General features: G+C 76.9%; 23 protein-coding genes and 1 riboswitch. Of the genes, 9 read left to right on the forward strand and 14 right to left on the reverse strand.

Annotated features, from left to right (window positions below):
- Positions 1–65: 65 nt before the first annotated feature.
- Positions 66–1,094 (reverse strand): ATP-dependent 6-phosphofructokinase, encoded by a 1,029-nt coding sequence (locus ACI8AC_RS13535; RefSeq protein ID WP_456898303.1) that lies wholly within the window; start codon positions 1,092–1,094, stop codon positions 66–68.
- 175 nt (positions 1,095–1,269) lie between these two features.
- Positions 1,270–1,794: a gamma carbonic anhydrase family protein gene (locus ACI8AC_RS13540; protein WP_456898304.1), complete on the reverse strand. Its 525-nt coding sequence runs from the start codon at positions 1,792–1,794 to the stop codon at positions 1,270–1,272.
- A 121-nt stretch (positions 1,795–1,915) separates the two neighbouring features.
- Here ACI8AC_RS13540 and ACI8AC_RS13545 point away from each other — a divergent pair, with 121 nt between their 5' ends.
- Positions 1,916–2,161, forward strand: a complete 246-nt coding sequence (locus ACI8AC_RS13545; protein WP_456898305.1) for a hypothetical protein — start codon at positions 1,916–1,918, stop codon at positions 2,159–2,161.
- 82 nt (positions 2,162–2,243) lie between these two features.
- Positions 2,244–3,431 carry an MFS transporter gene (locus ACI8AC_RS13550; protein ID WP_456898306.1) on the forward strand — a complete coding sequence of 396 codons (1,188 nt, stop codon included), beginning with the start codon at positions 2,244–2,246 and terminating at the stop codon, positions 3,429–3,431.
- Here the strand turns inward: ACI8AC_RS13550 and ACI8AC_RS13555 are convergent.
- Positions 3,395–3,919, reverse strand: coding sequence for an Lrp/AsnC family transcriptional regulator (locus tag ACI8AC_RS13555; RefSeq protein WP_456898307.1), 525 nt, complete (start codon positions 3,917–3,919; stop codon positions 3,395–3,397). The genes ACI8AC_RS13550 and ACI8AC_RS13555 overlap by 37 nt on opposite strands.
- A 171-nt stretch (positions 3,920–4,090) precedes the next feature.
- Here ACI8AC_RS13555 and hppD point away from each other — a divergent pair, with 171 nt between their 5' ends.
- The 4 genes from hppD to ACI8AC_RS13575 all read left to right on the forward strand — a co-directional run bounded on the left by hppD (position 4,091) and on the right by ACI8AC_RS13575 (position 9,180).
- Positions 4,091–5,308, forward strand: a complete 1,218-nt coding sequence (gene hppD, locus ACI8AC_RS13560; protein WP_456898308.1) for a 4-hydroxyphenylpyruvate dioxygenase — start codon at positions 4,091–4,093, stop codon at positions 5,306–5,308.
- A gap of 170 nt (positions 5,309–5,478) precedes the next feature.
- A riboswitch (cyclic di-AMP (ydaO/yuaA leader) is annotated at positions 5,479–5,596 on the forward strand.
- A 30-nt stretch (positions 5,597–5,626) separates the two neighbouring features.
- Positions 5,627–6,856 (forward strand): C40 family peptidase, encoded by a 1,230-nt coding sequence (locus ACI8AC_RS13565; RefSeq protein WP_456898309.1) that lies wholly within the window; start codon positions 5,627–5,629, stop codon positions 6,854–6,856.
- A gap of 305 nt (positions 6,857–7,161) precedes the next feature.
- The gene (locus ACI8AC_RS13570; RefSeq protein WP_456898310.1) at positions 7,162–8,187 is read left to right on the forward strand and encodes an AAA family ATPase; all 1,026 of its coding nucleotides are present in this window, start codon (positions 7,162–7,164) and stop codon (positions 8,185–8,187) included.
- Between the two features lie 24 nt (positions 8,188–8,211).
- On the forward strand, positions 8,212–9,180 hold the full coding sequence (locus tag ACI8AC_RS13575; RefSeq protein ID WP_456898311.1) for a vWA domain-containing protein: 969 nt from the start codon (positions 8,212–8,214) through the stop codon (positions 9,178–9,180).
- A gap of 12 nt (positions 9,181–9,192) precedes the next feature.
- On the opposite strand, the gene ACI8AC_RS13580 is transcribed toward ACI8AC_RS13575, so the two are convergent.
- The gene (locus tag ACI8AC_RS13580; protein ID WP_456898312.1) at positions 9,193–10,821 is read right to left on the reverse strand and encodes a thiamine pyrophosphate-binding protein; all 1,629 of its coding nucleotides are present in this window, start codon (positions 10,819–10,821) and stop codon (positions 9,193–9,195) included.
- Positions 10,822–10,824: 3 nt separating this feature from the next.
- Entirely contained in the window at positions 10,825–11,601 is a 777-nt protein-coding gene (locus ACI8AC_RS13585) for a cyclase family protein (protein WP_456898313.1), read from the reverse strand.
- Between the two features lie 82 nt (positions 11,602–11,683).
- On the opposite strand from ACI8AC_RS13585, the gene ACI8AC_RS13590 reads away from it, so the two are divergent.
- Complete coding sequence (locus tag ACI8AC_RS13590; RefSeq protein WP_456898314.1) at positions 11,684–11,983, forward strand: hypothetical protein; 300 nt, start codon at positions 11,684–11,686, stop codon at positions 11,981–11,983.
- Between the two features lie 144 nt (positions 11,984–12,127).
- Here the strand turns inward: ACI8AC_RS13590 and ACI8AC_RS13595 are convergent, their stop codons facing one another.
- From ACI8AC_RS13595 to ACI8AC_RS13620, 6 genes are read right to left on the reverse strand one after another with little or no spacing between them, the layout of a single operon-like run.
- The gene (locus ACI8AC_RS13595; RefSeq protein ID WP_456898315.1) at positions 12,128–12,985 is read right to left on the reverse strand and encodes a class III extradiol dioxygenase family protein; all 858 of its coding nucleotides are present in this window, start codon (positions 12,983–12,985) and stop codon (positions 12,128–12,130) included.
- Positions 12,978–13,385, reverse strand: coding sequence for a protocatechuate 4,5-dioxygenase subunit alpha (gene ligA, locus ACI8AC_RS13600; RefSeq protein ID WP_456898316.1), 408 nt, complete (start codon positions 13,383–13,385; stop codon positions 12,978–12,980). The genes ACI8AC_RS13595 and ligA overlap by 8 nt, the downstream gene beginning before the upstream one ends.
- Positions 13,375–13,560: a hypothetical protein gene (locus ACI8AC_RS13605; RefSeq protein ID WP_456898317.1), complete on the reverse strand. Its 186-nt coding sequence runs from the start codon at positions 13,558–13,560 to the stop codon at positions 13,375–13,377. Before ACI8AC_RS13605 ends, ligA begins: the two co-directional genes overlap by 11 nt.
- Complete coding sequence (locus tag ACI8AC_RS13610; protein ID WP_456898318.1) at positions 13,557–13,835, reverse strand: muconolactone Delta-isomerase family protein; 279 nt, start codon at positions 13,833–13,835, stop codon at positions 13,557–13,559. Before ACI8AC_RS13610 ends, ACI8AC_RS13605 begins: the two co-directional genes overlap by 4 nt.
- A 31-nt stretch (positions 13,836–13,866) precedes the next feature.
- A complete protein-coding gene (locus ACI8AC_RS13615) occupies positions 13,867–14,571 on the reverse strand; it encodes an alpha/beta fold hydrolase (RefSeq protein ID WP_456898319.1) in 705 nt (234 codons plus the stop codon).
- On the reverse strand, positions 14,568–15,686 hold the full coding sequence (locus tag ACI8AC_RS13620) for a Rieske 2Fe-2S domain-containing protein (RefSeq protein ID WP_456898320.1): 1,119 nt from the start codon (positions 15,684–15,686) through the stop codon (positions 14,568–14,570). Before ACI8AC_RS13620 ends, ACI8AC_RS13615 begins: the two co-directional genes overlap by 4 nt.
- Positions 15,687–15,952: 266 nt before the next feature.
- On the opposite strand from ACI8AC_RS13620, the gene ACI8AC_RS13625 reads away from it, so the two are divergent.
- Both ACI8AC_RS13625 and ACI8AC_RS13630 read left to right on the forward strand, forming a co-directional pair.
- Positions 15,953–16,288, forward strand: a complete 336-nt coding sequence (locus tag ACI8AC_RS13625; RefSeq protein ID WP_456898321.1) for a PadR family transcriptional regulator — start codon at positions 15,953–15,955, stop codon at positions 16,286–16,288.
- Positions 16,285–17,763, forward strand: a complete 1,479-nt coding sequence (locus ACI8AC_RS13630) for a WD40 repeat domain-containing protein (protein ID WP_456898322.1) — start codon at positions 16,285–16,287, stop codon at positions 17,761–17,763. The genes ACI8AC_RS13625 and ACI8AC_RS13630 overlap by 4 nt, the downstream gene beginning before the upstream one ends.
- A gap of 80 nt (positions 17,764–17,843) precedes the next feature.
- On the opposite strand, the gene ACI8AC_RS13635 is transcribed toward ACI8AC_RS13630, so the two are convergent.
- Genes ACI8AC_RS13635 through mdlC form a run of 3 tightly spaced genes read right to left on the reverse strand, consistent with a single transcriptional unit; the run spans position 17,844 to position 21,573 of the window.
- Positions 17,844–18,503, reverse strand: coding sequence for a response regulator transcription factor (locus tag ACI8AC_RS13635; RefSeq protein WP_456898323.1), 660 nt, complete (start codon positions 18,501–18,503; stop codon positions 17,844–17,846).
- Positions 18,500–19,963 (reverse strand): histidine kinase, encoded by a 1,464-nt coding sequence (locus tag ACI8AC_RS13640; RefSeq protein ID WP_456898324.1) that lies wholly within the window; start codon positions 19,961–19,963, stop codon positions 18,500–18,502. The genes ACI8AC_RS13635 and ACI8AC_RS13640 overlap by 4 nt, the downstream gene beginning before the upstream one ends.
- A gap of 8 nt (positions 19,964–19,971) precedes the next feature.
- The gene (mdlC, locus tag ACI8AC_RS13645; protein ID WP_456898325.1) at positions 19,972–21,573 is read right to left on the reverse strand and encodes a benzoylformate decarboxylase; all 1,602 of its coding nucleotides are present in this window, start codon (positions 21,571–21,573) and stop codon (positions 19,972–19,974) included.
- Positions 21,574–21,656 lie beyond the last annotated feature (83 nt).

Consider the following 21,656-nt stretch of genomic DNA (forward strand, 5'->3'; position numbering starts at 1 on the left):
CCGGCGGCAGCCCGGCGCGGCCGGTGGCGCCCCCGCCGGCGCCCCGGGTCGCCCGGCGCAGCGGGTCAGCCGGTGAAGGCGCCGGTCTCGGCCAGCCGGGACGGCGTCACGGTCTTCAGCCGCGCGACCGCGTCGGCCAGCGGCACCAGCTCGATCTCCGTCCCGCGCAGGGCGACCATCTGCCCGTGCCGGCCCTCGTGGGCGGCGATCGTCGCGTGCAGGCCGAAACGGGTGGCCAGCACCCGGTCGAAGGACGTCGGGGTGCCGCCGCGCTGCACGTGGCCGAGGACGGTCGTCCGCACCTCCTTGCCGGTGCGCCGCTCCAGCTCCTCCCCCAGCTGCTGGGCCACGCCGGTGAACCGCCGGTGGCCGTACTCGTCCACGCCGCCGTCCCGCACGAGCATCGTGCCCGGCAGCGGGTGCGCCCCCTCGGCGACGACGCCGATCACGTGGGTGTCCCCGCGGGCGAAGCGCTCCTCGACCACCTTGGCGACCTCGGCGACGTCGAAGGGTTCCTCGGGCACCAGCGTCAGGTGCGCCCCGGAGGCCAGGCCGGCGTGCAGGGCGATCCAGCCGGCGTGCCGGCCCATCACCTCGACCAGCAGCACCCGCTGGTGGGACTCCGCCGTCGTGTGCAGCCGGTCGATGAGGTCCGTGGCGATGCTCACGGCGGTGTCGAAGCCGAAGGTGAGGTCGGTGCAGTCGATGTCGTTGTCGATCGTCTTCGGGATGCCGACGACCGGGACCCCCGCCTCCGAGAGCAGGTGGGCGGCGGTGAGCGTGCCCTCGCCCCCGATCGGGATGAGCACGTCGACGCCGTGCCGGGCGAGCACGGCCTTCATCTCGGGCAGCTCGTCGCGCAGCCGCTGCGGGGCGACCCGCGCCGAGCCCAGCGTCGTCCCCCCGCGGGTGAGCAGGCCGTCCACGGCGGCGACGTCCAGCGGGGTCGTCCGGTTCTCCAGCAGGCCGCGCCAGCCGTCGCGGAAGCCGACGACCTCGCTGCCGTAGTGCGCCGTCGAGCTGCGGACGACGGATCGGATGACGGCGTTGAGGCCGGGGCAGTCGCCGCCGCCGGTCAGGATGCCGATGCGCACCGGCTGCTCCTCGGGATGTGGTGGGCCGGGTCCCCGCGACCATACGTCATGACGACATGACGACGCGCCCGTCGGGGTGGTGCGTCGTCCCTCTCGTCGCCCATCTCACGGCGCGTCCGCCCCGCCGGTCCCGGCCGCCCCGGCAGCAGCCGGACCCGGTGCACCCCCGCGGCGGTCAGCCCACCTCGGTGACCCCGGCGGCGTGCCGGCGGGCGAGCTCCCGGTAGATGCCGGGGTTGCCGTCCACCCAGCGGGCCGCCCCCTCGGTGAGCGGGCCGCGCACCCGGGCCGGCGTGCCGAGCGCCACCGTCCCGTCGGGGACCTCCGCGCCGGGCGGGACGAGGCTGTGCGCGCCGACGAGGGCCCGCCGGCCGATCCGGGCGCCGTCCTGCACGGTCGCCCCGTTGCCCACCAGCGCCTCGGCGCCGACCACCGCGCCGTGGACGACGCACATGTGCCCGACGGTGGCGCCCGGGCCGATCTCGGTGACCGGGTCGTCGCCGCCGTGCAGCACCGAGTTGTCCTGGACGTTCGCCCCGGCCCGGACGACGATCCGGCCGAAGTCGGCGCGCAGCACGGCGCCGTACCAGATGGAGGCGCCGGCCTCGACGACGACGTCGCCGACGAGCGTCGCGGTGGGGGCGACCCACGCCTCCGGGTGCACCTGCGGGGACCGGCCCTCGAAGCTGAACAGCGGCACCGGGGCAGCCTAGGTGGCGCCCGTCCGGGGCCGGGACGGGCGCCTTTGCGATCGCGTGACGGTCCGTTGCACCCGCCCCCGGGGCTGGATCCCGGCGGGCCGGGGCCGTCAGGGTCGACGCGTGGTAGCCGTGTGGATCCATTCAGTGCACAACCTCCACTGCCCGGAGTGCGGGCGGCGACTGGTGCAGCGGGCCGGCCGCTACGAGGTGCCGGCCCGCCCGCACCCGGTCTACGTCGGCGAGGTGGGCACGCTGCGGTGCCCGGAGCGCCACCCGCTGCCCGACCGCGAGGCGCTCTACGCCCACCGGGACGAGCTGGGCGTGCCCTGGCAGGCGCCGGTGCGGGAGGTCGCCCCGCCGCGCTGAGCCACCCCGGCCGGGCGCCCCGCCGGGCGGCCGGGACCGCGTGCGACGATCCCTGCCCGTGCGGCAGCGGGGTCCCGGGGGCATGCCCCGCGAGGTCGGCGTCCTGGCGGTGGTGGCCTTCGTGGTCGCCCTCGGGTTCGGCATCGTCGCGCCGGCCATCCCGCTGTTCGCCCGCTCCTTCGGGGTGGGCACGACCGCGGTCGGCCTGGCGGTCAGCGCCTTCGCGTTCTTCCGGTTCGTCTCCGCCTTCGGCGGCGGCAGCCTGGTCGAGCGCTTCGGCGAGCGCACCGTGCTGGCCACCGGTCTGGTCACCGTCGCGGTCACCACCGGCGCGGCCGGGCTGGCCGGCTCCTTCCCCCTGTTCCTGGCACTGCGCGCGGCCGGCGGGGTGGGCAGCGCGATGTTCACCGTCTCGGCGCTGTCACTGCTGCTGCGGGTCGCGCCGCCGGACCAGCGCGGCCGGGCCGCGGCCACCTGGCAGGGCGGCTTCATCCTCGGCGGGATCGCCGGGCCGGCCGCCGGCGGCCTGCTCGCCGAGCTCTCCCCGCGCCTGCCCTTCCTCCTCTACGCCGGGTTCCTCCTGGTGGCCGGTGCGGTCAGCACGCTGTTCCTGCGCGCCACCGCGGGCGCGGAGGGCACCGGGCCGGCCGACGCCGCGACGACGGCCGAGCCCCTGCCGCTGGCCCGGGCGCTGCGCTCGCGGCTCTACCTGGCCGCGCTCGCGGCCAACCTCGGGGTCGGCTGGGTGCTGTTCGGGGTGCGCAACTCCCTGGTGCCCCTCTACGTCACCGAGGAGCTCGGCCGGACCGTGGCGTGGGCCGGCGCCGGGCTGCTGGCCGGGTCCCTGGCGCAGGCGCTGGCGCTCCTGCGGGCCGGCCGGCTGGCCGACACCTGGGGCCGGCGCCCCTCGCTGGTGCTCGGCGCGGCGCTGGGGACCGGCTCGATGGCCGTGCTCGTGCTCCCGCCGGCGCTGTGGGCGTTCCTCGCCTCGATGGCGGTCTTCGGGCTGGCCGCGGCCCTGCTGGCCAGCGTGCCGGCCGCGCTGGTCGGCGACGTCAGCCCCGCCCGCGGCGGCCGGGTGGTCGCGGTGTTCCAGATGTCGGCCGACCTGGGCGCGATCATCGGGCCGCTGGCGGCCGGGTGGCTCACCGACGCGGTGTCGTTCCAGGCGGCGTTCGCGCTGAGCACCGCCGTCCTGGCGCTGGGGCTGGCCGGGGCGCTGGCGCTGCCCCGTCAGCCGCGGGACGCCGTCGTCCCGCCGTCCCGGTAGGCCGGCGACCGGCTCGCCCCGCGCGGGCCGCCCGCGGTGAGCAGCGGCAGGGCCCGGCGGGGCACCAGCTCCGACAGCGCCACGACGCTGGTGGAGCGGACCACGCACGGCGAGCGGCCCAGGCGCACCAGCGTCTCCTGGAGGGCGGCGTGGGAGGCGGCGGCGATCCGGCACAGCACGTCGCCGGCGCCGGTGGTGGCGTGCGCCTCGAGCACCCCGGGGATCGCCCGCAGGTCGGCGGCCACCTCGTCGAGCGCGCCCTGCGCGATCTCCAGGGTCACGAAGGCCTGGACGGCGTAGCCCGCCGCCGCCAGGTCGATGTCGGGGCCGTACCCGGCGACCACACCGGACTCCTCCAGCCGCCGCAGCCGGGCCTGCACCGTCGCGCGGGCCACGCCCAGCCGGCGGGACAGCTCCAGCACCCCTGCTCGGGGCTGCTCGGTGAGGGCGGTGAGCACCGCCAGGTCGAGCGCGTCGAGTTCGGCCACCGCGGTCCTCCGTGATCCCGGGCTCGTGTGCAGACCGGACAGCCCGGTGCGCCCCACGTCCGCCGAACTGGGCGGGATGGCCAGCTCGGTCCATCCATCTTGCCCACCTGTGCGGCAGGGAGGTGTCCTGGGTAGCGGATCGAGCACCGCGCCCACCGGACGGAGGACCCCATGAGTCTCGACGGCACCCTGAACGACACGCTCAACGACCAGGAGCGACTGGCCGAGCTGAGCATGGAGCAGCTGCGCCAGCTCGTCGGCCTCGTCGAGCACGACGACTCGACCGACCCCTTCCCGGTGAGCGGCTGGGACGCCCTGGTGTGGGTGGTCGGCAACGCGGTCCAGACCGCGCACTTCTTCCAGTCGGCCTTCGGCATGGAGCTGGTCGCCTACTCGGGCCCGGAGACCGGCAACCGCGACCACCACGCCTACGTGCTGCGCTCGGGCGCCGCGCGGTTCGTGGTGCAGGGCGCCTACGACCCGGCCAGCCCGCTGGCCGACCACCACCGGCGGCACGGGGACGGCATCGTCGACATCGCGCTGTCGGTGCCCGACGTCGACCGGTGCATCGCCCACGCCCGCGCCCGGGGCGCCACCGTGCTCGAGGAGCCGCACGACGTCTCCGACGAGCACGGCACGGTCCGGCTGGCCGCGATCGCCACCTACGGCGAGACCCGGCACACGCTGGTGGACCGCTCCCGCTACGCCGGCCCCTACCTGCCCGGCTACGTCGCCCGGTCGTCGTCCTTCGTCAAGCGCGCGGGCGCCCCGAAGCGGCTGTTCCAGGCCGTCGACCACGTGGTCGGCAACGTGGAGCTCGGCGAGATGGACCGCTGGGTCGACTTCTACAACCGCGTCATGGGCTTCACCAACATGGCCGAGTTCATCGGCGAGGACATCGCCACGGACTACTCCGCCCTGATGAGCAAGGTCGTCGCCAACGGCAACCACCGGGTCAAGTTCCCGCTCAACGAGCCGGCGATGGGCAAGAAGAAGTCCCAGATCGACGAGTACCTGGAGTTCTACGGCGGCCCGGGCGCCCAGCACGTCGCCCTGGCGACCAACGACATCGTGACCACCGTCGACGCGATGACCGCCGAGGGCGTGGAGTTCCTCGCCACCCCCGACTCCTACTACGAGGACCCGGAGCTGCGGTCCCGCATCGGCACCGTGCGCGTCCCCGTCGAGGAGCTGCAGCGGCGCGGCATCCTGGTCGACCGCGACGAGGACGGCTACCTGCTGCAGATCTTCACCAAGCCGACCGGCGACCGGCCCACCGTGTTCTTCGAGCTCATCGAGCGGCACGGCTCGCTCGGCTTCGGGAAGGGCAACTTCAAGGCGCTGTTCGAGGCGATCGAGCGGGAGCAGGAGCGGCGCGGGAACTTCTGAGCGCCCACCCCGGGCGGCGTCGTCACGCAGCGTGAGACCCGCCCGGGGTGTCCGGCCGGCGGTTGGTTCCGGAACGGTCACGCCTCTAGCGTGTCGGCGTCCGGACGGGTCGTTCCGTCACCGACTGGTGGCACCGGCCGGACGCCGCCGAACCCCGGCGCCGGCCACGCCGCCGGAACCGGGGACCGGGGACCCACCGCAGTCCTGGGGTGAAGCTCGCCGCGGCCCTGACCGGCCGCGGCGGCCGGGCGCCTTCCCGCCCGAACCCGTCAGCTAACCCGGTAGGCGGCCGCGGAAGAGAGGACAGCTCCCCCGGCCATGGCGCGAGTGCCCGCCCCTGCCCGCCGTCCGTCCGCCCCCCGGGTCCTGGTGGGCCTCCTCGCCGCCGGCGGGCTGGCCCTCACCCCCCTGCCGGCGCTCGCCGCCCCCGACGACCCCGCCACCTCCGCCGAGGCCGCCGCGCTGGTCGCCGACCGCGCCCACCGGCTCGAGGTGGTCACCGAGGAGTTCAACGAGGCCCGGGAGCGGCTCCGCGCCGCCCAGGGAGCCGCCGAGCAGGCCGCCGCGGAGGTGGTCGCCGCCGAGGCCGCGGTCGCCGACGCGCAGGCCGCCGTGGACGCGGCGCGGGCCGCGCTGGCCGAGGCGCAGGAGCGGGTGCGGGCCGTCGCCCGCGGCGCCTGGACCGGCGACCGGCTGGTGCCGCTGTCGGCCATGCTGACCAGCGACTCCCCGGAGGAGGTGCTGGACCGGGTCGGCACCCTGCAGACCATCGCCGACCACAACAACGGCGTGCTCGCCGGTGCCGAGCGGGCCGGGCGGGACGCCGACCGCGCCGCCGGCGACGCCGACCGCGCCGCGGCCGAGGCCGACCGCGCCGCCGCGGAGGCCGAGCGCACCCGGACCGAGGCGCAGCAGCTGCTGGACCGGGTGAGCGCGCAGCAGGCCGACCTGGACCGGCAGGTCGCGGAGTTCCGGGCCGAGTACGACCGGCTGGCCGCCGAGGAGCAGGCCGCGGCGCAGGCCGCGGCCGAACGGCACGCCGCCGAGCAGGCCGCCGCCGAGGCCGTGGCCGCCGAGCAGGCGGACGAGCAGCAGGCAGCCGCGCCGGCTCCCTCGGGTGGGGGCGGGTCGGCCGCCCCCGCCCCGGCGGCGCGGGCGGCCGCGCCGCCGGCCCCCGCCGCGGCGCCGGCACCCGGGAGGGCGGCGCAGGTCGCCGTGGACACCGCGATGGCCCAGATCGGCGACCCCTACGTGTGGGCCGCCGCGGGGCCGGACGCCTTCGACTGCTCGGGCCTGGTGCAGTACGCGTTCGCGGCGGCCGGCATCGCGCTGCCGCACTCCAGCCGCATGCAGTCGCAGCTGGGCACGCCGGTCGCCCGCTCGGCGCTGCAGCCCGGCGACCTGGTCTTCTTCTACAGCCCGGTGAGCCACGTCGGCATCTACATCGGCAACGGGCAGATGGTGCACGCCTCCACCTACGGCCGGCCGGTGAAGGTGGCCTCCGTGGACGCGATGGGCGGCTACAACTCCGCCCGCCGCGTCGCCTGACCGCACCGCCCGACGCCGCGGCCGCACCGGGCCCCGCGGCCCGGGTCCGGCGCAGCCCGGGACCCCCGCATCCCGGGTACGCGAGACCCCGGGCACATCGCACCCCGGGCACGTCACACCCCGGGCACGTCGCACCCCGGGCACGTCGCACCCCGGGCACGTCGCCCCCGGGATCGCGCGGGCGGACCGGCGGCCACCACGACCCCCGCGCAGCCCCGTGTCGTCCACCCGCGGCCGGTGCCACGGCGGCCGCGGTTAGGCTCGGGGCACGTCAAACCCTGAGCACCTTCTCGGTGGGAGGCCCCGTGGACGACGACGCCCGCACCCGAGCCCCGGACGACGCGCCCGTGGAGGGCACGGCCCCGGAGACCGCCGTCACCGGCAACCGGGTGACCGGCGCCGAGGGCTCCTCGGTCCGCGAGGTCCGCGCCCGGGTCGCCCGGCACCTGGTCGGCCGGGAGCGGGAGCTGGACCTGCTGCTGGCCGCGGTGTCGGCGGGCCGCGACGTCCTGCTGGAGGGCCCGCCCGGGACGTCGAAGACGACGCTGCTGCGCTCGATCACGCTGGAGTGGGGCATCCCGCTGGTGTTCGTCGAGGGCAACGCCGACCTCACACCGACCCGGCTGGTCGGGCACCACAACCCGGCCCGCGTGCTGCGCGAGGACTACACCGAGGACAACTTCGTGCCCGGCCCGCTGGTCGAGGCGATGCGCTCGGGCGGGTTCCTCTACGTGGAGGAGTTCAACCGGGCGCCCGAGGACACCCTCAACACGCTGCTCACCGCGATGGCCGAGCGGCGGATCGCCGTCCCCCGGGTCGGCACGGTCACCGCGCTGCCCACCTTCCGGGTGGTCGCCTCGATGAACCCCTACGACAACGTGGGCACCACCCGGCTGTCGACGTCGGTGTACGACCGGCTGTGCCGGCTGTCCATCGGCTACCAGGACGCCGAGGCCGAGCGCGGCATCGTGGGCCGTCGCACCGGCCTGGAGTCGCCGCGGCTGGTCGCCGACGCGGTGGCGCTCACCCGGGCCACCCGGGAGCGGGACGACGTCCGCCAGGGCAGCAGCGTGCGCGGGGCGATCGACCTGGCGCTGGTCGCCGCGCAGCTGGCCGCCATGCGCGGGGTGCGGCTGCCGGACGCCCCGTCGGTGCAGCCCCCGCGGGACCTGCCCGAGGAGTACACCGCCGTCGTCCTCGACGCGCTGCTGCTGGCCCTCTCCGGCCGGATCTTCCTCGACGAGGCGCTGGAGGCGACCGCCGAGGCGGTGCTGCGGCAGGTCTGGGAGGACCACTTCCTGCTCTCCCCCGCGGCGGCCCAGCCCGGTTGAAGGGCGGTCGAGGCCGACTCGCCGGTGACCCGCCGCGGCTCGGGCGGGCAGGCCTCGGGGATGCGCCCGCTGCGGCGGCGCCCCAAGCAGCTGACCGCGGAGCCCTCGCTCTACCGGCCCTCGGCCGGCGGCGGCGGGCTGGCGCTCTCCTCCGGCGACCGCCGGCGCGGCGGACCGGCCGTGCACCGGCCCGCGGGCACCGCGCGCGGCACGACCGACGAGCCGGCCGAGCTCGTCCCGCTGGCCGACCTGGCCGCGCCCGGCACGGACGACGGCCAGGTGCGCCGCCGCGCCCGGGAGATCGCCCGCCGGCTCGCCGTCACCCACCCACCGCGCGACCGGCGGGCCCGCCGGGGCCTGGGTGAGCTGACCAGCCTGCGGTGGAGCGGGGGGTCCGACGAGCTGGACCTGGAGCGCACCCTGGAGGCGGTCGCCGGGACGCCGGTACCCGAGGACGAGGACGTCGTCGTCCGCGAGCGGGTGCGCCGGCGGCGCTCGGTGGTGCTGGTCGTCGACGTCTCCGGCTCCATGCGCGGCGAGCGGGTCCGCACCGCCGCGGCCACCGTCGGTGCGCTGGCCGGGGAGCTGGGCCGCGACCGGCTGGCCGTGGTGGCGTTCTGGTCCGACGCCGCGGTCCTGGTGCGGCTCGGGGAGACCATCGACCCGCTCGCGGTCCTCGACCTCCTGGTGCGGGTGCCGGCGCAGGGGCTGACCAACGTGTCCTTCGCGCTGGAGACCGCCGCGGCCCAGCTGTCCGGGGTGCCCCCACGCGACGCCCGGGTGCTGCTGCTGTCGGACTGCGTGCACAACGCCGGGCCCGACCCGCGGCTGGTCGCCGCCCGGCTGCCGCGGCTCGACGTCCTGCTGGACACCTCCGGGGAGGACGACGTCGACCTCGGCCGCGACCTGGCCCGGGTCGGCCGCGGCCGCTGCCGGCTGGTGCGCGGCCACCGCGACGTGGCCACCGCGCTCACCGCTGTCTTCGGCGACTGACCGACCGGGCGCTCAGTGCCCGAAGGCCTCGGCCAGCCACCAGGACGGCTCGTCGGCGGCCACCTTGGCGTCGAGGAACAGCGGCCGGGACCGCGGGCCGGACAGCCAGCGCGCCACCGGCTCGAGGTCGCGCTCGGCCCGCACGACGTGGGCCTCGAAGCCGTGGCCGCGGGCGACGGCGGCGAGGTCGGCGTCCGGGAAGCGCACGGTGTCCAGCGGGTGCCCGTCGGGCCCGAAGTGGTGCACCTCGGCGCCGTAGGCGGCGTCGTCGTAGACCACCACGACCAGGGGCAGCCCGAGGCGCACGACGGTCTCCAGCTCCGAGGCGCCCATGAGCGCACCGCCGTCGCCGAGGGCGGCCACGGTCAGCCGGTCCGGCCGGGCCAGCGCGGCCCCGATGGCGGTGGCCAGGCCGAGGCCGACCGACTGGAAGGCCTGGGTGAACACCGACCCGTCGGCGTCCGGGACGTCGAGGAAGGCGCTGGGGTAGCCCATGAAGTTGCCGGAGTCCACCGCCACCAGGCGCTGCTCGGGCAGCAGGTCGTCGAGGGCGATGGTGAGGGTGCGGGGGTCGATCCGGTCGGCGTGCGCCGCGGGGGTGAAGGGGACGTCGCGCCAGCGCACCCCCGCGGCGAGGCGGTCGGCCAGCTCCGGGGAGCGGTAGCCGGGGCGCGCCGTCCCGAGGACGGCGGTCACCGCCTCCGCCGTCCTGCGGACGTCGCCCACCACGCCGGCCTCCGCCGGCTGGTTCCGCCCGAGGGCCCCCGCCTCGAGGTCGACCTGGGCCACCCGGGTGCCCGGGCCGACCAGCCGGCCGTGCCGGGTGGTCCACATGGTCAGCGAGCAGCCCCAGGCCACGAGCAGGTCCGCGCCCCGGATCAGCTCGGCGGCCAGCGGGGAGGCGAACCCGCCGGAGGTGCCCAGCGACCACGGGTTCCCGGCGAAGAGCCCGCGGGCGACCGCCGAGGTGGCCAGGAGGGCCCCGCACCGGTCGGCGAGCTCCTCCAGCGCCGCCCGGGCGTGCCGGGCGCCGCGGCCGGCGACGAACACCGGGCGGGCGGCCGTCTGCAGCACCGCGGCCAGCCGGTCGACGTCCGCCGCGGTCGGGGCGAGCAGGGCCGGCGCGGGCACCACCGGGTCCGTGGCGCCGTGCGGGACGTCGTCCACCTGCACGTCGAGGGGCAGGTTGAGCAGCACGGTGCGGCGCTCGCCCACCGCGGTCGCGACCGCCGCGGCGACGTCGGCCAGCGCCGTCGCCGCGGAGGAGACCCGCCGGGGCACCGCGCCGACCGCCGCGGCCAGGCCGGTCTGGTCGACGGCGAAGTTGGACAGCGGCGAGGTCGCCTCGGCGGCCAGGACGACCAGCGGGGTGCGGCTCTTGGCGGCCTCGGTGATGCCGGTGAGGGCGTTGGTCAGCCCGCACCCCTGGTGCACGCTGAGCACCCCCGGGGTGCCGCTGGCCCGCGCGTAGGCGTCGGCCATGGTGGCCGCGCCGCCCTCGTGCCGCGCGGCGACGAACCGGGCCCCGGCGGCCACCATGGCGTTCGTGACGGCGAAGTTGCCCGAGCCCACGACGCCGAACACGGTGTCCGCACCGTGGCGGACCAGCGCCGCGCCGACCGCCTCGGCGACCGTCGGCACGGCTCAGCCCCGCTCGACGAACGCCAGCACCCGCGCCGGCGACCCGGAACCGCCGACGATCGGCAGCGGGGCGGCGACCAGCACCGCGCCGGTCGGCGGGAGCAGGGCCAGGTTGCGCAGCTGGGTGAGCCCGTACTTGCCGCTGCCCATGAGCGCGGCGTGGCAGGGGAAGGGCGGGTCGAAGCCGCCCGCGGCGCCGGCATCGGTGCCGACGGTCTCGACGCCCAGGCCGATCACCGGGGCCTCCTCGGCCAGCCAGCGGGCGCACGCCGGCGAGACCCCGGGGGTGTGCGGCCCGCTCTCGTCGGCGTTGAGGAACCGCTCCTGGGAGTCGCTGCGGGCGTCCCACCCGGTGCGGTAGAGCAGCCAGCCGCCCTCGGGCAGCGGGCCGTGCTCGGCCTCCCAGGCGCGCACGTGGTCGACCTCGAGCAGGAAGTCGGGGTCGGCGGCGGCCTCGGCGGAGAGGTCCAGGACGGCGGCCGGCCCCACCAGCCGGGCCGGGGCGATGGAGGCGACGTCCTCGCCGTCCCGGCCGGTGACCCAGTGGTTCGGCGCGTCGAGGTGGGTGCCGGTGTGCTCGCCGGTGCGGATGTCGTTCCAGTACCAGGCCGGCCCCCGGTCGTCGTAGCGGGAGAGCTCGGTCAGCTCGAAGCGGGCGGTCTGGGCGAACTGCCCCGGCAGCGCGATGACCGGGGTCCCCGACGACAGCGGCGCGGTGAGGTCGACGACCTCGACGCGGCCACCGGCCAGGGCGGCGGCGAGCTCGGGCAGGACGGGCATGGCGGTCCCTTCGACGGCGGGCGGGGAGGGTCAGCCAACCACGGCGTCCGCCGCGCCGGACCTGGTGCGCGACACTGCCCCGGTGACGACCACCGTGCAGCTGCGCCGCTACACCATCGAGCCGGGCCGGATGGCCGACTTCCTCGCCTGGTTCCCGACCCTGCTGCCGGTGCGGGCGTCGTTCGGCTTCCGGGTGGTCGCCGCGTTCGCCGACGAGCCGAACGACGCGTTCGTGTGGGCGGTGGAGCACGACGGCGACGAGGCCGAGTTCCGCGCGGTCGAGGAGGAGTACAACGCCTCTGCCGAGCGGGCCCGCGCCTTCGAGACCTTCCCCGGCTGCGTCACCGGCCAGCTGAACTCGTTCGTCTCCCGGGTCGGCTGAGCCCGGGCCGGCGGGGCCGCGCGCCGGCCCGGACGTCCCCCTCGCGGGTCCTCCGTCTTCGAGTGCCATGGCACTCCGAGACGGAGGACGGCGGACCCGGGGAGCGGCGCCCGGACGGCCCTGCGGTGGCCGCTGACGCCGGCCTCAGGCCGGCTGCGGCGCCCGGTTGTCGAACAGCGCGATCCCGGCGGCGGTGTTGGACGCCGGCACGAAGTAGGAGCTGTGCACCTTGGTGACCCGCTCGTCCATGGCCCCGCGCATGATCAGCCACATGATCAGCTCGATGCCCTCGGACCCGGCCTGGCGGATCAGCTCCTCGCGGGACAGCGCCGCCAGCCGGGCCGGGTCCTTCTCGATCGCCTCCATCCACATGGCGTCGAACTCGGGGTTGATGAACCCGGCCCGCGACCCGGCCAGCTGGTGGGACATGCCGCCGGTGCCCAGCAGCGCCACCTTCTGCTCCTTCGGGTAGCTGCGGATCGCCCGGCCCAGCGCCTGGCCGAGGGCGTAGCAGCGGGCGGCGGTGGGCTGCGGGTACTGGATCACGTTGACCAGCAGCGGCACCACCGGGCACGGCCAGGCCTCGCCGGGGTCCGGCGTCCACACCGACAGGGGCACGGTGAGGCCGTGGTCGACGTCCAGCTCCTGGAAGACGGTGAGGTCGAAACCCTCGTCGACCAGGCTCTCCAGCAGGTGCAGCGACAGGTCGGCGTCCCCCACGACGTCGGGCACCGGCCGCCGGCCGAAGCCCTCGTCGGCGACCGGGTAGTGCTCGGCGGTGCCGATCGCGAAGGTGGGGACGACGTCGAGGTCGATGCCGTTGGCGTGGTCGTTGTAGACGACGACCGCCACGTCGGGGCGGTGCTCGGCCAGCCAGGCGCGGGCCGGGGCGTAGCCGTCGAACAGCGCCTTCCAGTTCGGGTCCTCGGTCTTCCCGCGGTCCATCGCGGCCCCGATCGAGGGCACGTGCGAGGTCGCCAGACCCCAGACCACCTCAGCCATCCCGCCGTCCTCCCGTGTCCCGTCGCCCGCCGGTGTCCCGTCGCCCGCCGGCCCGCATGGCCGCCACGAACTCCTCCTCGGTCATGCCGGTGAACACACCGCCGAGGTACTGCATGGACCGGCCGTCCATCATGGCCAGCTTGTAGACGTAGAAGATGCTCCCGCCGAGGTCGATCATCGCCTGCCAGTCCCGGTCGAGGACGGCGCGCTCCTGCTCCGGCGTCAGGCCGAACTCGCGGCAGTAGGCCGCCTCGTCGGCGAGGAACCGCGTGCGGTTGGCCTCCGACCGCAGGGTCATGAACATCTTGTTCATCCGCAGGCCGCGGCGGCTGGTCTGCCCGTCGAAGACCGGCGTCCCGGGCAGGTCGAACCGGCTGCCGGCCGGCGTGTCAGTGCTCATCGGGCGGGTCCTCCTCAGCGGCGCCGGGCTGCCGGTGCTCGTGCTCGTCGAGCCACTCCCACAGCTGGCGCGGGTGGGCGCTGGACCGGGTCAGCCCGCACCAGCAGGTGCCGAGCATCTCACCGTCGTGCTGGCGGAAGGAGATGCGCAGCTCCCGGCGGGCCGGGGCGGTCACGTCCGCTCCTGCGGGTGCTGGGCGAGGGCCTCGACGTGCACGTCCAGCCACGGCGACATCGGCAGCGACACCAGCGCGTCGTGGAGCGCGGCGGCGTCCGGGGCCTCGTAGAGGCCGATGGTGGCGTTGCGGCCCGGCACCCGCCAGAGCCGCTTGAGGATCCCGGCGGCGCGCAGCTCCACGGCCCGGGCCCGCTCGGCGGCGCGCAGCTCCTCGCGGCGCTCGGCCGGCGTCTCCGGGGGCAGGCGGTTCTCGGAGCGGACGAGGAACTCCACGGGGTCTCCAGGGGTCGCGGGGTGGCGGCGGTCAGCGGGCGATCTCGAGCAGGGCGTCGGCCAGCGCCTTCGGCGCGGTGACCATCGCCTCGTGCCCGGTGTCGAGCTCGTGCACCGGCCAGCCGCGGGCGCGGGCGCGGTCGGCCTGGGCGGCGAACACCCGCATCCAGGTCACGCACTCGACGAACGCGGCCGGCACCCGCTCGGCGGCCCCGGTGAGCCGCAGCGGATCGGTGTAGGTCTTCCACGGGTGCGGGGTGAGCTTGGGGGTGAGCCAGTCGACGTCGGCCTGGTCGGTCACCCCGAGCACCGAGAGCCTGCGCACCGGGACCAGCCAGCCGAACCCCTGCTGCTCGGCCGACTCCGCCCAGTGGTGCTCGACCTGCTCGGGCAGCAGGTCGCGGGCGGCCTCGCCGTCCGCGCCGACGAACGCGTCGAGGTACACCCGCCGGGCGACGGCGTCCGGCCGCCGGTCGGCGACCGCGGTGACGACCTGCCCGGCGTAGCTGTGCCCGACGAGGACGACGTCGTGCAGGCCGAGGACGTCGAGCAGCCGGACGACGTCCTCGACGTGGGTGTCGAGCCCGACGGTGGGCGCGAGCAGGTGCGCCCGCTCCGACAGCCCGGTGAGCGTGGGGGTGTGCACGTCGTGGCCGGCCGCGCGCAGCAGGGGGGCGACGCGGTCCCAGCACCAGCCGCCGTGCCAGGCCCCGTGGACGAGGACGAAGGTGCTCATGCCTGCCCCGCCGGCTCGGGGCGGGCGGCCGGGGCCTGCTCGCGGGCGGTGGCCGCCGGGCGCTGCGGTCGGGCCGGCCGGGCCGGGGCCTCCCCGCGGGCGGCGGCCTCGGCGCGGGCCATCTTGTCCAGCAGCCGGCGGCCGCGGATGCCGGCGACGTCGGAGCGGATGCTCGACTCGACCATCCCCGGGTCGGTGGCCACCATGACCTCCTGGACCTCCAGGGCGTCGATGTCCTCCTGCATGACCGCCAGCTGCTGCTGGAGCTGGAACTCCGACAGCCCCCGGTCCTCGATCCTGTAGTCCCGGCCGAGGGCGAAGAAGTCGTGGGTCTCCGTCGCGGTGGCCGGGGTCATCCCGTAGAAGACCTTCATGTGGAAGCCCTCGGGCTCCTCGGTCCCCGTGGGGGCGATCCGGATGTTGAGGACGAACGTGCCGGGGGCGAAGAAGTCGCCGTCCTGCCAGCGGTCGATGTCGGTGGTGACCCCCATCGAGGACCGGTAGAACGGCGGGGCCTCGATGCCGATCATGTGCCGGATGAACGACACCCGGTTGCCCTCCCCCACGACCTCGATCGGGGTGGCGGCGACCGCGGCGTTGCCGATCGAGGTGGGGTGCAGGAACGTCTCGTGGGTGAGGTCGAGCAGGTTCTCGACCAGCAGGACCTGGCGGGCCTTGAGCGGGACCACGCCCTTGACGTGGGTCCAGCCCTCGTCGGCCAGCCAGGGGAGGTCGGGGACGTCGGCGGGGTCGGCCTGCTCGGGGTCGCCGGGCCAGATCCACACCACGCCGTGCCGCTCGACGACCGGGAAGCGGTGGACCCGCGCGTTCTTGGGGACGTCGGGCTGCTCGGCCACGCCGATGCAGGTCCCCTCCCCGTCGATCCGGTAACCGTGGTAGTTGCACGTGATGACGTCGTCGTCCCCGAGCCGGCCGAGGGACAGCGGGTAGCGGCGGTGCGGGCAGCGGTCCTCGACGGCGTTCGCGGTGCCGTCGGAAAGCCGGTAGAAGCACACCGGCCGGCCGCAGATCCAGCGCTGCAGCAGGGTGCGGCCGACCTCGTCGGTCCAGGCGCCGATGTACCAGCCGTTCATGACGATCGGGTTGGCGCTCATCTCGCAGCCTCCTGCCGCCGGTGTCGGGGTCGCCGGGCCGGTTCCGCGACGACGGGCGCGGGCGGTGACCGCGCTCACGTCACGGTAGGCATCGTGCGCGCGCCTGCGGATCGGCGCGATGTCGCCACCGGCCCGCGACGGATGTCGCGGTCGGCCGGGGACAGCGCTCGACCGGTGTGCATGCAGCGGACCAGGGACCGCTGGGTGGCACCGGTCCGAGGGAAGCCCCTGGCCGGTACTCCGGTCATCGGAGTAATCTGCCCGCCGTGCCATCGCGCCGTCGCCTGCAGGAGCCGTCGTTCCTCGTCCTGACCGCGCTGGCGTCCGGGCCGCAGCACGGCTACGGGATCCTCAAGGACCTGGAGACCCTCTCCGCCGGCTCGGTCCGGCTGGGGGTAGGGACGCTGTACGGGGCACTGGACCGCCTGGCGCGCGAGGGCCTGGTCGAGATCGATCGCGAGGAGGTCGTGGGTTCCCGGCTGCGGCGCTACTACCGGCTCAGTGCGAGCGGCGCCCGCGTACTGGCGGCGGAGGCCGCGCGGCGCCAGGAGCAGGCGGGGACCGCCCTGCGACGCCTCGGCGCGATCCGGGGCCCGGCGTGAGGCGGACCGGCCCGGGGCGGGCCCACGGCGCGCGTGACGACGGCGGTGCACTCGAGCGCTCCTACCGTCGCCTGCTGCGCTGCTACCCCGCCCACTACCGCCGGCAGCGCGAGGAGGAGATGCTCGCGGTCCTCCTCCAACGAGCCGGCAGCAACCGGCGACGGCCCGGCCTGACGGAGGCGGTGGACCTGGCTCTGGGCGGGGCCCGGGTGCGCTGGCGCGACGCGCTGACCGCGATCCGGACCCGTCCCGGCCGGGCCGCCGCCGTCGCCGTGCTGGCGATGGGCCTGCTGGTGGCCCTTGCGCCGGCAGGGCCTGCGGTGCCCGGCCCCGGAGCGGCCGTCCTGCCGCCGCGCCTGCCCGGCTACTCCTACCTGACCGGGAACGCCTCCGACTCCCCACCGGGGCGGGCCGTCGCCCTGTACCAGCAGGGCTTCGGCGTGGAGTTCATGGACTTCCCCCATGCGGTCGTGGTCGGTGCCTCCGGGGCCGTGCGCCGCCTCGACCTCGCCGAGCACCGAGCCGGCGCGGCGACCCAGGGCGATCCCACGGCGATGCTGCTGTCCCCCGACGGCACCCGGGTGGCCGTGGGCGTCTACGACGACGCCCACCCCGACGTCGCGGTCCAGCACCTGGTCACCGGGGTCGTCCGCAGCTCGGCCGTGGGACCAGGACGTGCCGCCGTGCCGGTCGCATGGTCCCCCGACGGGGGCACGCTGCTCGTGGTCGTGCCGACCGAGCCCCACGACCCCTATGGCGGCCTGGTTGCAGCGGGTCCGCGCGGGCGCGCCGTGCTCCTGGACGCGGCCACCGGCGGCGCGCGGCCGCTGGAGGTGCCCGGTACCCCCCACCAGGTGGCCGCCGCAGCCTTCTCCCCGGACGGTGCCCACCTCGCGGTGCAGGACCCCGGCGGGACCGTGACCATCCTGGACCTGCGCGGAGGGCCGGCACGCGCGTTGGGACCGGCTGCGCCGCTGGCCGGGTCGGCGGCGTGGTCACCGGACGGCGCCCTGCTGGCCACGGAGGCGACCTGCACCGGCTTCCTCGCCGTGTCCGGCGGCCCGGTCCCGGCGTGCGTGCACCCCGGGCCCGGGGGATGGCACGAGTTCGTGGGATGGCACGGGCCCCGCAGCGTCGCCCTCTCGGTCATCCGGTCACCGGACGGGCAGGAGACCGACCCCAGCCCTGTCGTCGCCGTGGACGTGGTCAGCGGGCAGCGCCAGGAGCTGACCGCCGTCCCGACGGCTGACGCCAACTACCAGGTCGCCCGCCTCCAGGTGCCGGCGGCCGTCCTGGGCGCCGAGGGGCCGGCCGCGCCGGTCGCCTGGGAGATCGACCGCGGGCGGTGGCCGCTGCCCCTGCGCCTGGCCGCGGCCGCCGCCGCTGCGATGCTCGCCCTCGCGACAGCGGCGGGCACCGACCGCCTCGTGAGGTGGGCCCGGGCGCACCGGGCGGCCCGCGCGGCGACCGGCTGACCGGGCTCCCCCCAGGCCCGCGGACTCGTCCGCCCGACCCGCGCGCAGCGGCCGACCACGAGCGGGGGCTCCTGGCGAGGTCACCCCGGCGGGGGGACCAGGCCCTCCTTGATCGCCAGCAGGGCGGCCTGGGTGCGGCTGGCCAGCCGCAGCTTGCCGAGCACGTTGCTCACGTGGGTGCGGGCGGTGCGCTCGCTGATCACCAGCCGGTCGGCGATCTCCCGGTTGGAGTGGCCCCGGGCGACCAGCGCCAGCACCTCGCGCTCCCGGTCGGTGAGCGCGCTCAGCCCGTCGCGGGGCGCGGCCATCCGGCGGGCCAGCTGCCGGGCCACCGCGGCGTCGAGGTGCACCTCCCCCGCTGCGGCCGCCCGGATCGCGGTGGCCACCTCGGCGGGGTCGGCGTCCTTGAGCACGTAGCCGGCCGCCCCGGCGGCCAGCGCCGCGTGCACCCGCTCGGCCTCCCCGAAGCTGGTGAGGACGACCACCCGCACCGACGGGTGCGCCCGGGTGATCGCCGCGGTCGCCGCGACGCCGTCCATAAGGGGCATCTGCAGGTCCATGAGGACGACGTCGGGCAGCGGCTCGCCGGTCGCCGCCCGGCGCGCCAGCAGGTCCACCGCCTCCTGCCCGTCGGCGGCCTCCCCCAGCACCCGCATCCCCGGGACGGCGGTGACGTAGGCCTGCACGCCGCGGCGCACCACCGCGTGGTCGTCGACCAGGACCAGCCCGATGCCGGTCACCGCGGCGCCCCGGGCAGCTCCACCTCGACCCGCCAGCCGCCGCCCGGGCGGGGACCGGCGACCAGCCGGCCGCCCCAGCGCTCGGCCCGCTCCCGCATCGACACCAGCCCCAGCCGCCCGGGACCGGCCGGGACCCCGGCGCCGCGGCCGTCGTCGTCCACCGTGATCCGCGAGCCCCCGCCGGGCAGCGCGGCCAGCGCCACCCGCGCCTCGGACGCCCGCGCGTGCTTCACCACGTTGTGCAGCGCCTCCTGGACGATCCGGTACAGGTCCTCCTGCACGTCCACCTCGACGTCGGGCTCCCCGCCGTCGTCGGCGACCACCTCGACCGCCAGGCCGGTGCGGGCCTCGACCCCGGCCGCGTGCGCGCGCACCGCCTCGGCCAGCCCGTGCTCGGCGAGGTCCAGCGGCCGCAGCTCGAACACCAGCCCGCGCAGGTCGGCCAGCGCGCTGGCCGCCAGCGCGGCCAGCTCCCCCGCCGCGCTGCGGACCGCCGCCGGGTCGGGCCCCGGCCGCTCCAGCGAGGCCCGCAGCGCCTCGGCCTGCATGCGCATCGAGAACACCTGCTGGACGGCGGAGTCGTGCAGGTCCCGGGCCAGGCGCCGGCGCTCGTCGGACTGCGCCCGCGACCGGGTCTGGGCCAGCAGCGCCGCGGTGTCGATCGCGACGGCCGCCGACCCGGCCATGGCCTCGAGGAAGTCCAGGGAGCCGGGCCCGGGGTCCTCCCCGGGCACGTAGTAGGCGTTGATGACGCCCAGCGCCCGGCCGCGCACCACCATCGGCATCGAGACGAAGCTGTCCCAGTCGGGTCGGGCCATGATCTCGTGCAGCGGCGCCCACCGGGGGTCGCCGAGGATCGCCGCCCGCCGGTGCGGGACGACCACCGCCCGCCGCCGGTCGAGCGCGTCGGTGAACCGCACCGCCGCCCCCCGCGCGCGGCAGGCCGCCAGCCGCGCGGTGAAGTCCGCGGCGTCGCCGAACCCGGCCATGCCCAGCACCCGCACCTCGTCGTGCGGGTCGTCCAGCGCCAGGATCTGCACCGCGGCGATCGAGGCGGTCATCGCGATCTCCCGCGCCACCGCGTCGAGGGTGGCCCGCAGGGACCCCGCGTCGGCGACCGAGGTCGCGGCCCGGATGATCGCGGTGAGCCGCTCCTGCTGGCGCACGGAGTCGGTGACGTCGGCGAACCAGACCGCGACCCGGCCGTCGGCCAGCGGGTGGGCGCGGTACTCGAGGTCCCGCCGCCGGCCGTGCGGTGCCGCCCAGGCGACCCGCCCCCGGCCCGTCGCGAACGGCAGCGCGCTGCCGGCGGGGACGCTGCCGGCGGGGACGCCGAGCACCGCCGCGCCGGCCGCGTTCACGGTGAGCAGCCGGCCCGCCGGGTCGGTCACCGCCAGCCCGTCGGCGCAGACGTCGACCAGCGCGCGGAGCACCCGGTCGTCGGCGGGCGGGTCGGCCACCGGTGCGCTCAGCCGATCCGCCGGGTCTCGACCGCGACCGGCACCTCGACCACCCGCGGCCCGCTCGCCGCGCCGACCGCCTTGAGCTCGGCGGTCAGCTCCTCGGCGCTGCCCACGCGCACGGCGGGCACCCCGTAGCCGGCCGCCACCGCGGCGGCGTCCAGCCCGGGCAGCTCCAGCCCCGGGACACCGCTGACCCCGAGCTGGCCGACGAACCCCGACAGCGCCCCGTACACCCCGTTGGCGAGCACCACGAAGGTCACCGGCAGGCCCAGCTGCGCGGCCGTCCAGAGCCCCTGGACGCCGTACTGGAACGCGCCGTCCCCGAGGACGGCGACCACCGGGCGCGAGGGGTCGGCCAGCGCGACCCCGACCGCGGCGGGCAGCCCGAAGCCGAGCCCGCCGGCCGCGGGGAAGAAGAACCGCCGGGCTCCGGCGAGGTCCAGGTGCGCCCAGAACTGGCCGGTGTTGGACGTCGACTCGTTGACCAGCCGGACGCCGTCGGGCAGCCCGTGCAGCAGGGCGGTGAAGACCGCGTCGGCGGGGAACGGCGCGCCCGCGGGTTCGACCGCGGGCGCGCGCTCGGGCGCCGGCCGGGGCGGGCGGGGCGGTGCGTCCCCCAGGGCGGCCAGCAGCTGCCCCGCGGCGGTGCCGACGTCGGCGACGACGGCGTCCCCGAACGCCGCCCGCGCCGCCGACCCCGGGTCGCTGCCCACCGCGACCAGCTGCGCCCCGGCCGGCAACCAGGGCCCGGGCACCTGGGCGTGGTAGCGGAACACCGGGGCGCCGAGCACCAGCACCTGGTCGGCGCCGGCCAGCGCGCCGCCGACCCCGCCGATGCTGGCCGGGAGCACGCCGTGCCAGAGCGGGTGGCGGGTGGGGAACGGGCAGCGCGGCGGGCTCGGCGCGGTGAACACCCGGGCCTGCAGCCGCTCGGCGAGGCCGACCACCCGCGGCAGCACCCGCTCGTCGTCGGCCTCGGGGCCCACGACGAGCACCGGCTCGCGGGCCGCGGCCAGCCGGCCGGCCAGCTCGGCCAGCAGCTCCGGGTCGAGGGCGCCGGCGGCGCGCACCCGGCGGCCGGCCAGGTGGGCGACCTCGTCGTCCCCGACCGGCTGCGCCCAGTCGTCCAGCGGGAGGGAGACGAACACCGGGCCGGTCGGCGGCAGCACCGCCCGGTGGACGGCCTCCGACAGCGCGCGCGGCACGTCCTGCGCCCGCGCCGGCTCGAACGACCACGTCACCTGGGGCTCGGGCACCCGGGTCATCGCCGGCTCGGCCAGGACCGCACCGAGCCCGCTGAGCGCCCGGGACTGCTGGCCGGCGGTGACCACCAGCGGCGTCCCCGACGCCCGCGCGTTGGCCAGGTTGCCCATCGCGTTGCCCAGCCCGGCGGCCGAGTGCAGGTTCACCAGCGCCGGGCGGCCGGTGGCCTGGGCATACCCGTCGGCCATCGCCAGCACCGCGCCCTCGTGCAGCCCGAGCACGTAGCGGAAGTCGGCGGGGAAGCCGTCGAGGAAGGGCAGCTCGTTGGAGCCGGGGTTGCCGAAGACGGTGGTCAGCCCCCAGGTCCGCAGCAGGTCGTGCACGGTCTCGCGGACGGTGGTCACGGCGTCCTCCTGTGGGCGGTCGTCCCCGGGCTGTCCCGGCAGGCTAGCCCCGCCGCCGGCGGCCCGCGGCCGGCCACCGGCCG

It is taken from the genome of Geodermatophilus sp. SYSU D00758 (assembly GCF_054049955.1).

What these genes read in the sequence shown, in the direction of transcription:
- ACI8AC_RS13550 (WP_456898306.1), top strand. Translation starts at nt 2,244, where the DNA reads ATGCCCCGCGAGGTCGGCGTCCTGGCGGTGGTGGCCTTCGTGGTCGCC.
- hppD (WP_456898308.1), top strand. Translation starts at nt 4,091, where the DNA reads ATGAGTCTCGACGGCACCCTGAACGACACGCTCAACGACCAGGAGCGA.
- ACI8AC_RS13565 (WP_456898309.1), top strand. Translation starts at nt 5,627, where the DNA reads ATGGCGCGAGTGCCCGCCCCTGCCCGCCGTCCGTCCGCCCCCCGGGTC.
- ACI8AC_RS13585 (WP_456898313.1), bottom strand. Translation starts at nt 11,601, where the DNA reads ATGCCCGTCCTGCCCGAGCTCGCCGCCGCCCTGGCCGGTGGCCGCGTC.
- ACI8AC_RS13595 (WP_456898315.1), bottom strand. Translation starts at nt 12,985, where the DNA reads ATGGCTGAGGTGGTCTGGGGTCTGGCGACCTCGCACGTGCCCTCGATC.
- ligA (WP_456898316.1), bottom strand. Translation starts at nt 13,385, where the DNA reads ATGAGCACTGACACGCCGGCCGGCAGCCGGTTCGACCTGCCCGGGACG.
- ACI8AC_RS13615 (WP_456898319.1), bottom strand. Translation starts at nt 14,571, where the DNA reads ATGAGCACCTTCGTCCTCGTCCACGGGGCCTGGCACGGCGGCTGGTGC.
- ACI8AC_RS13620 (WP_456898320.1), bottom strand. Translation starts at nt 15,686, where the DNA reads ATGAGCGCCAACCCGATCGTCATGAACGGCTGGTACATCGGCGCCTGG.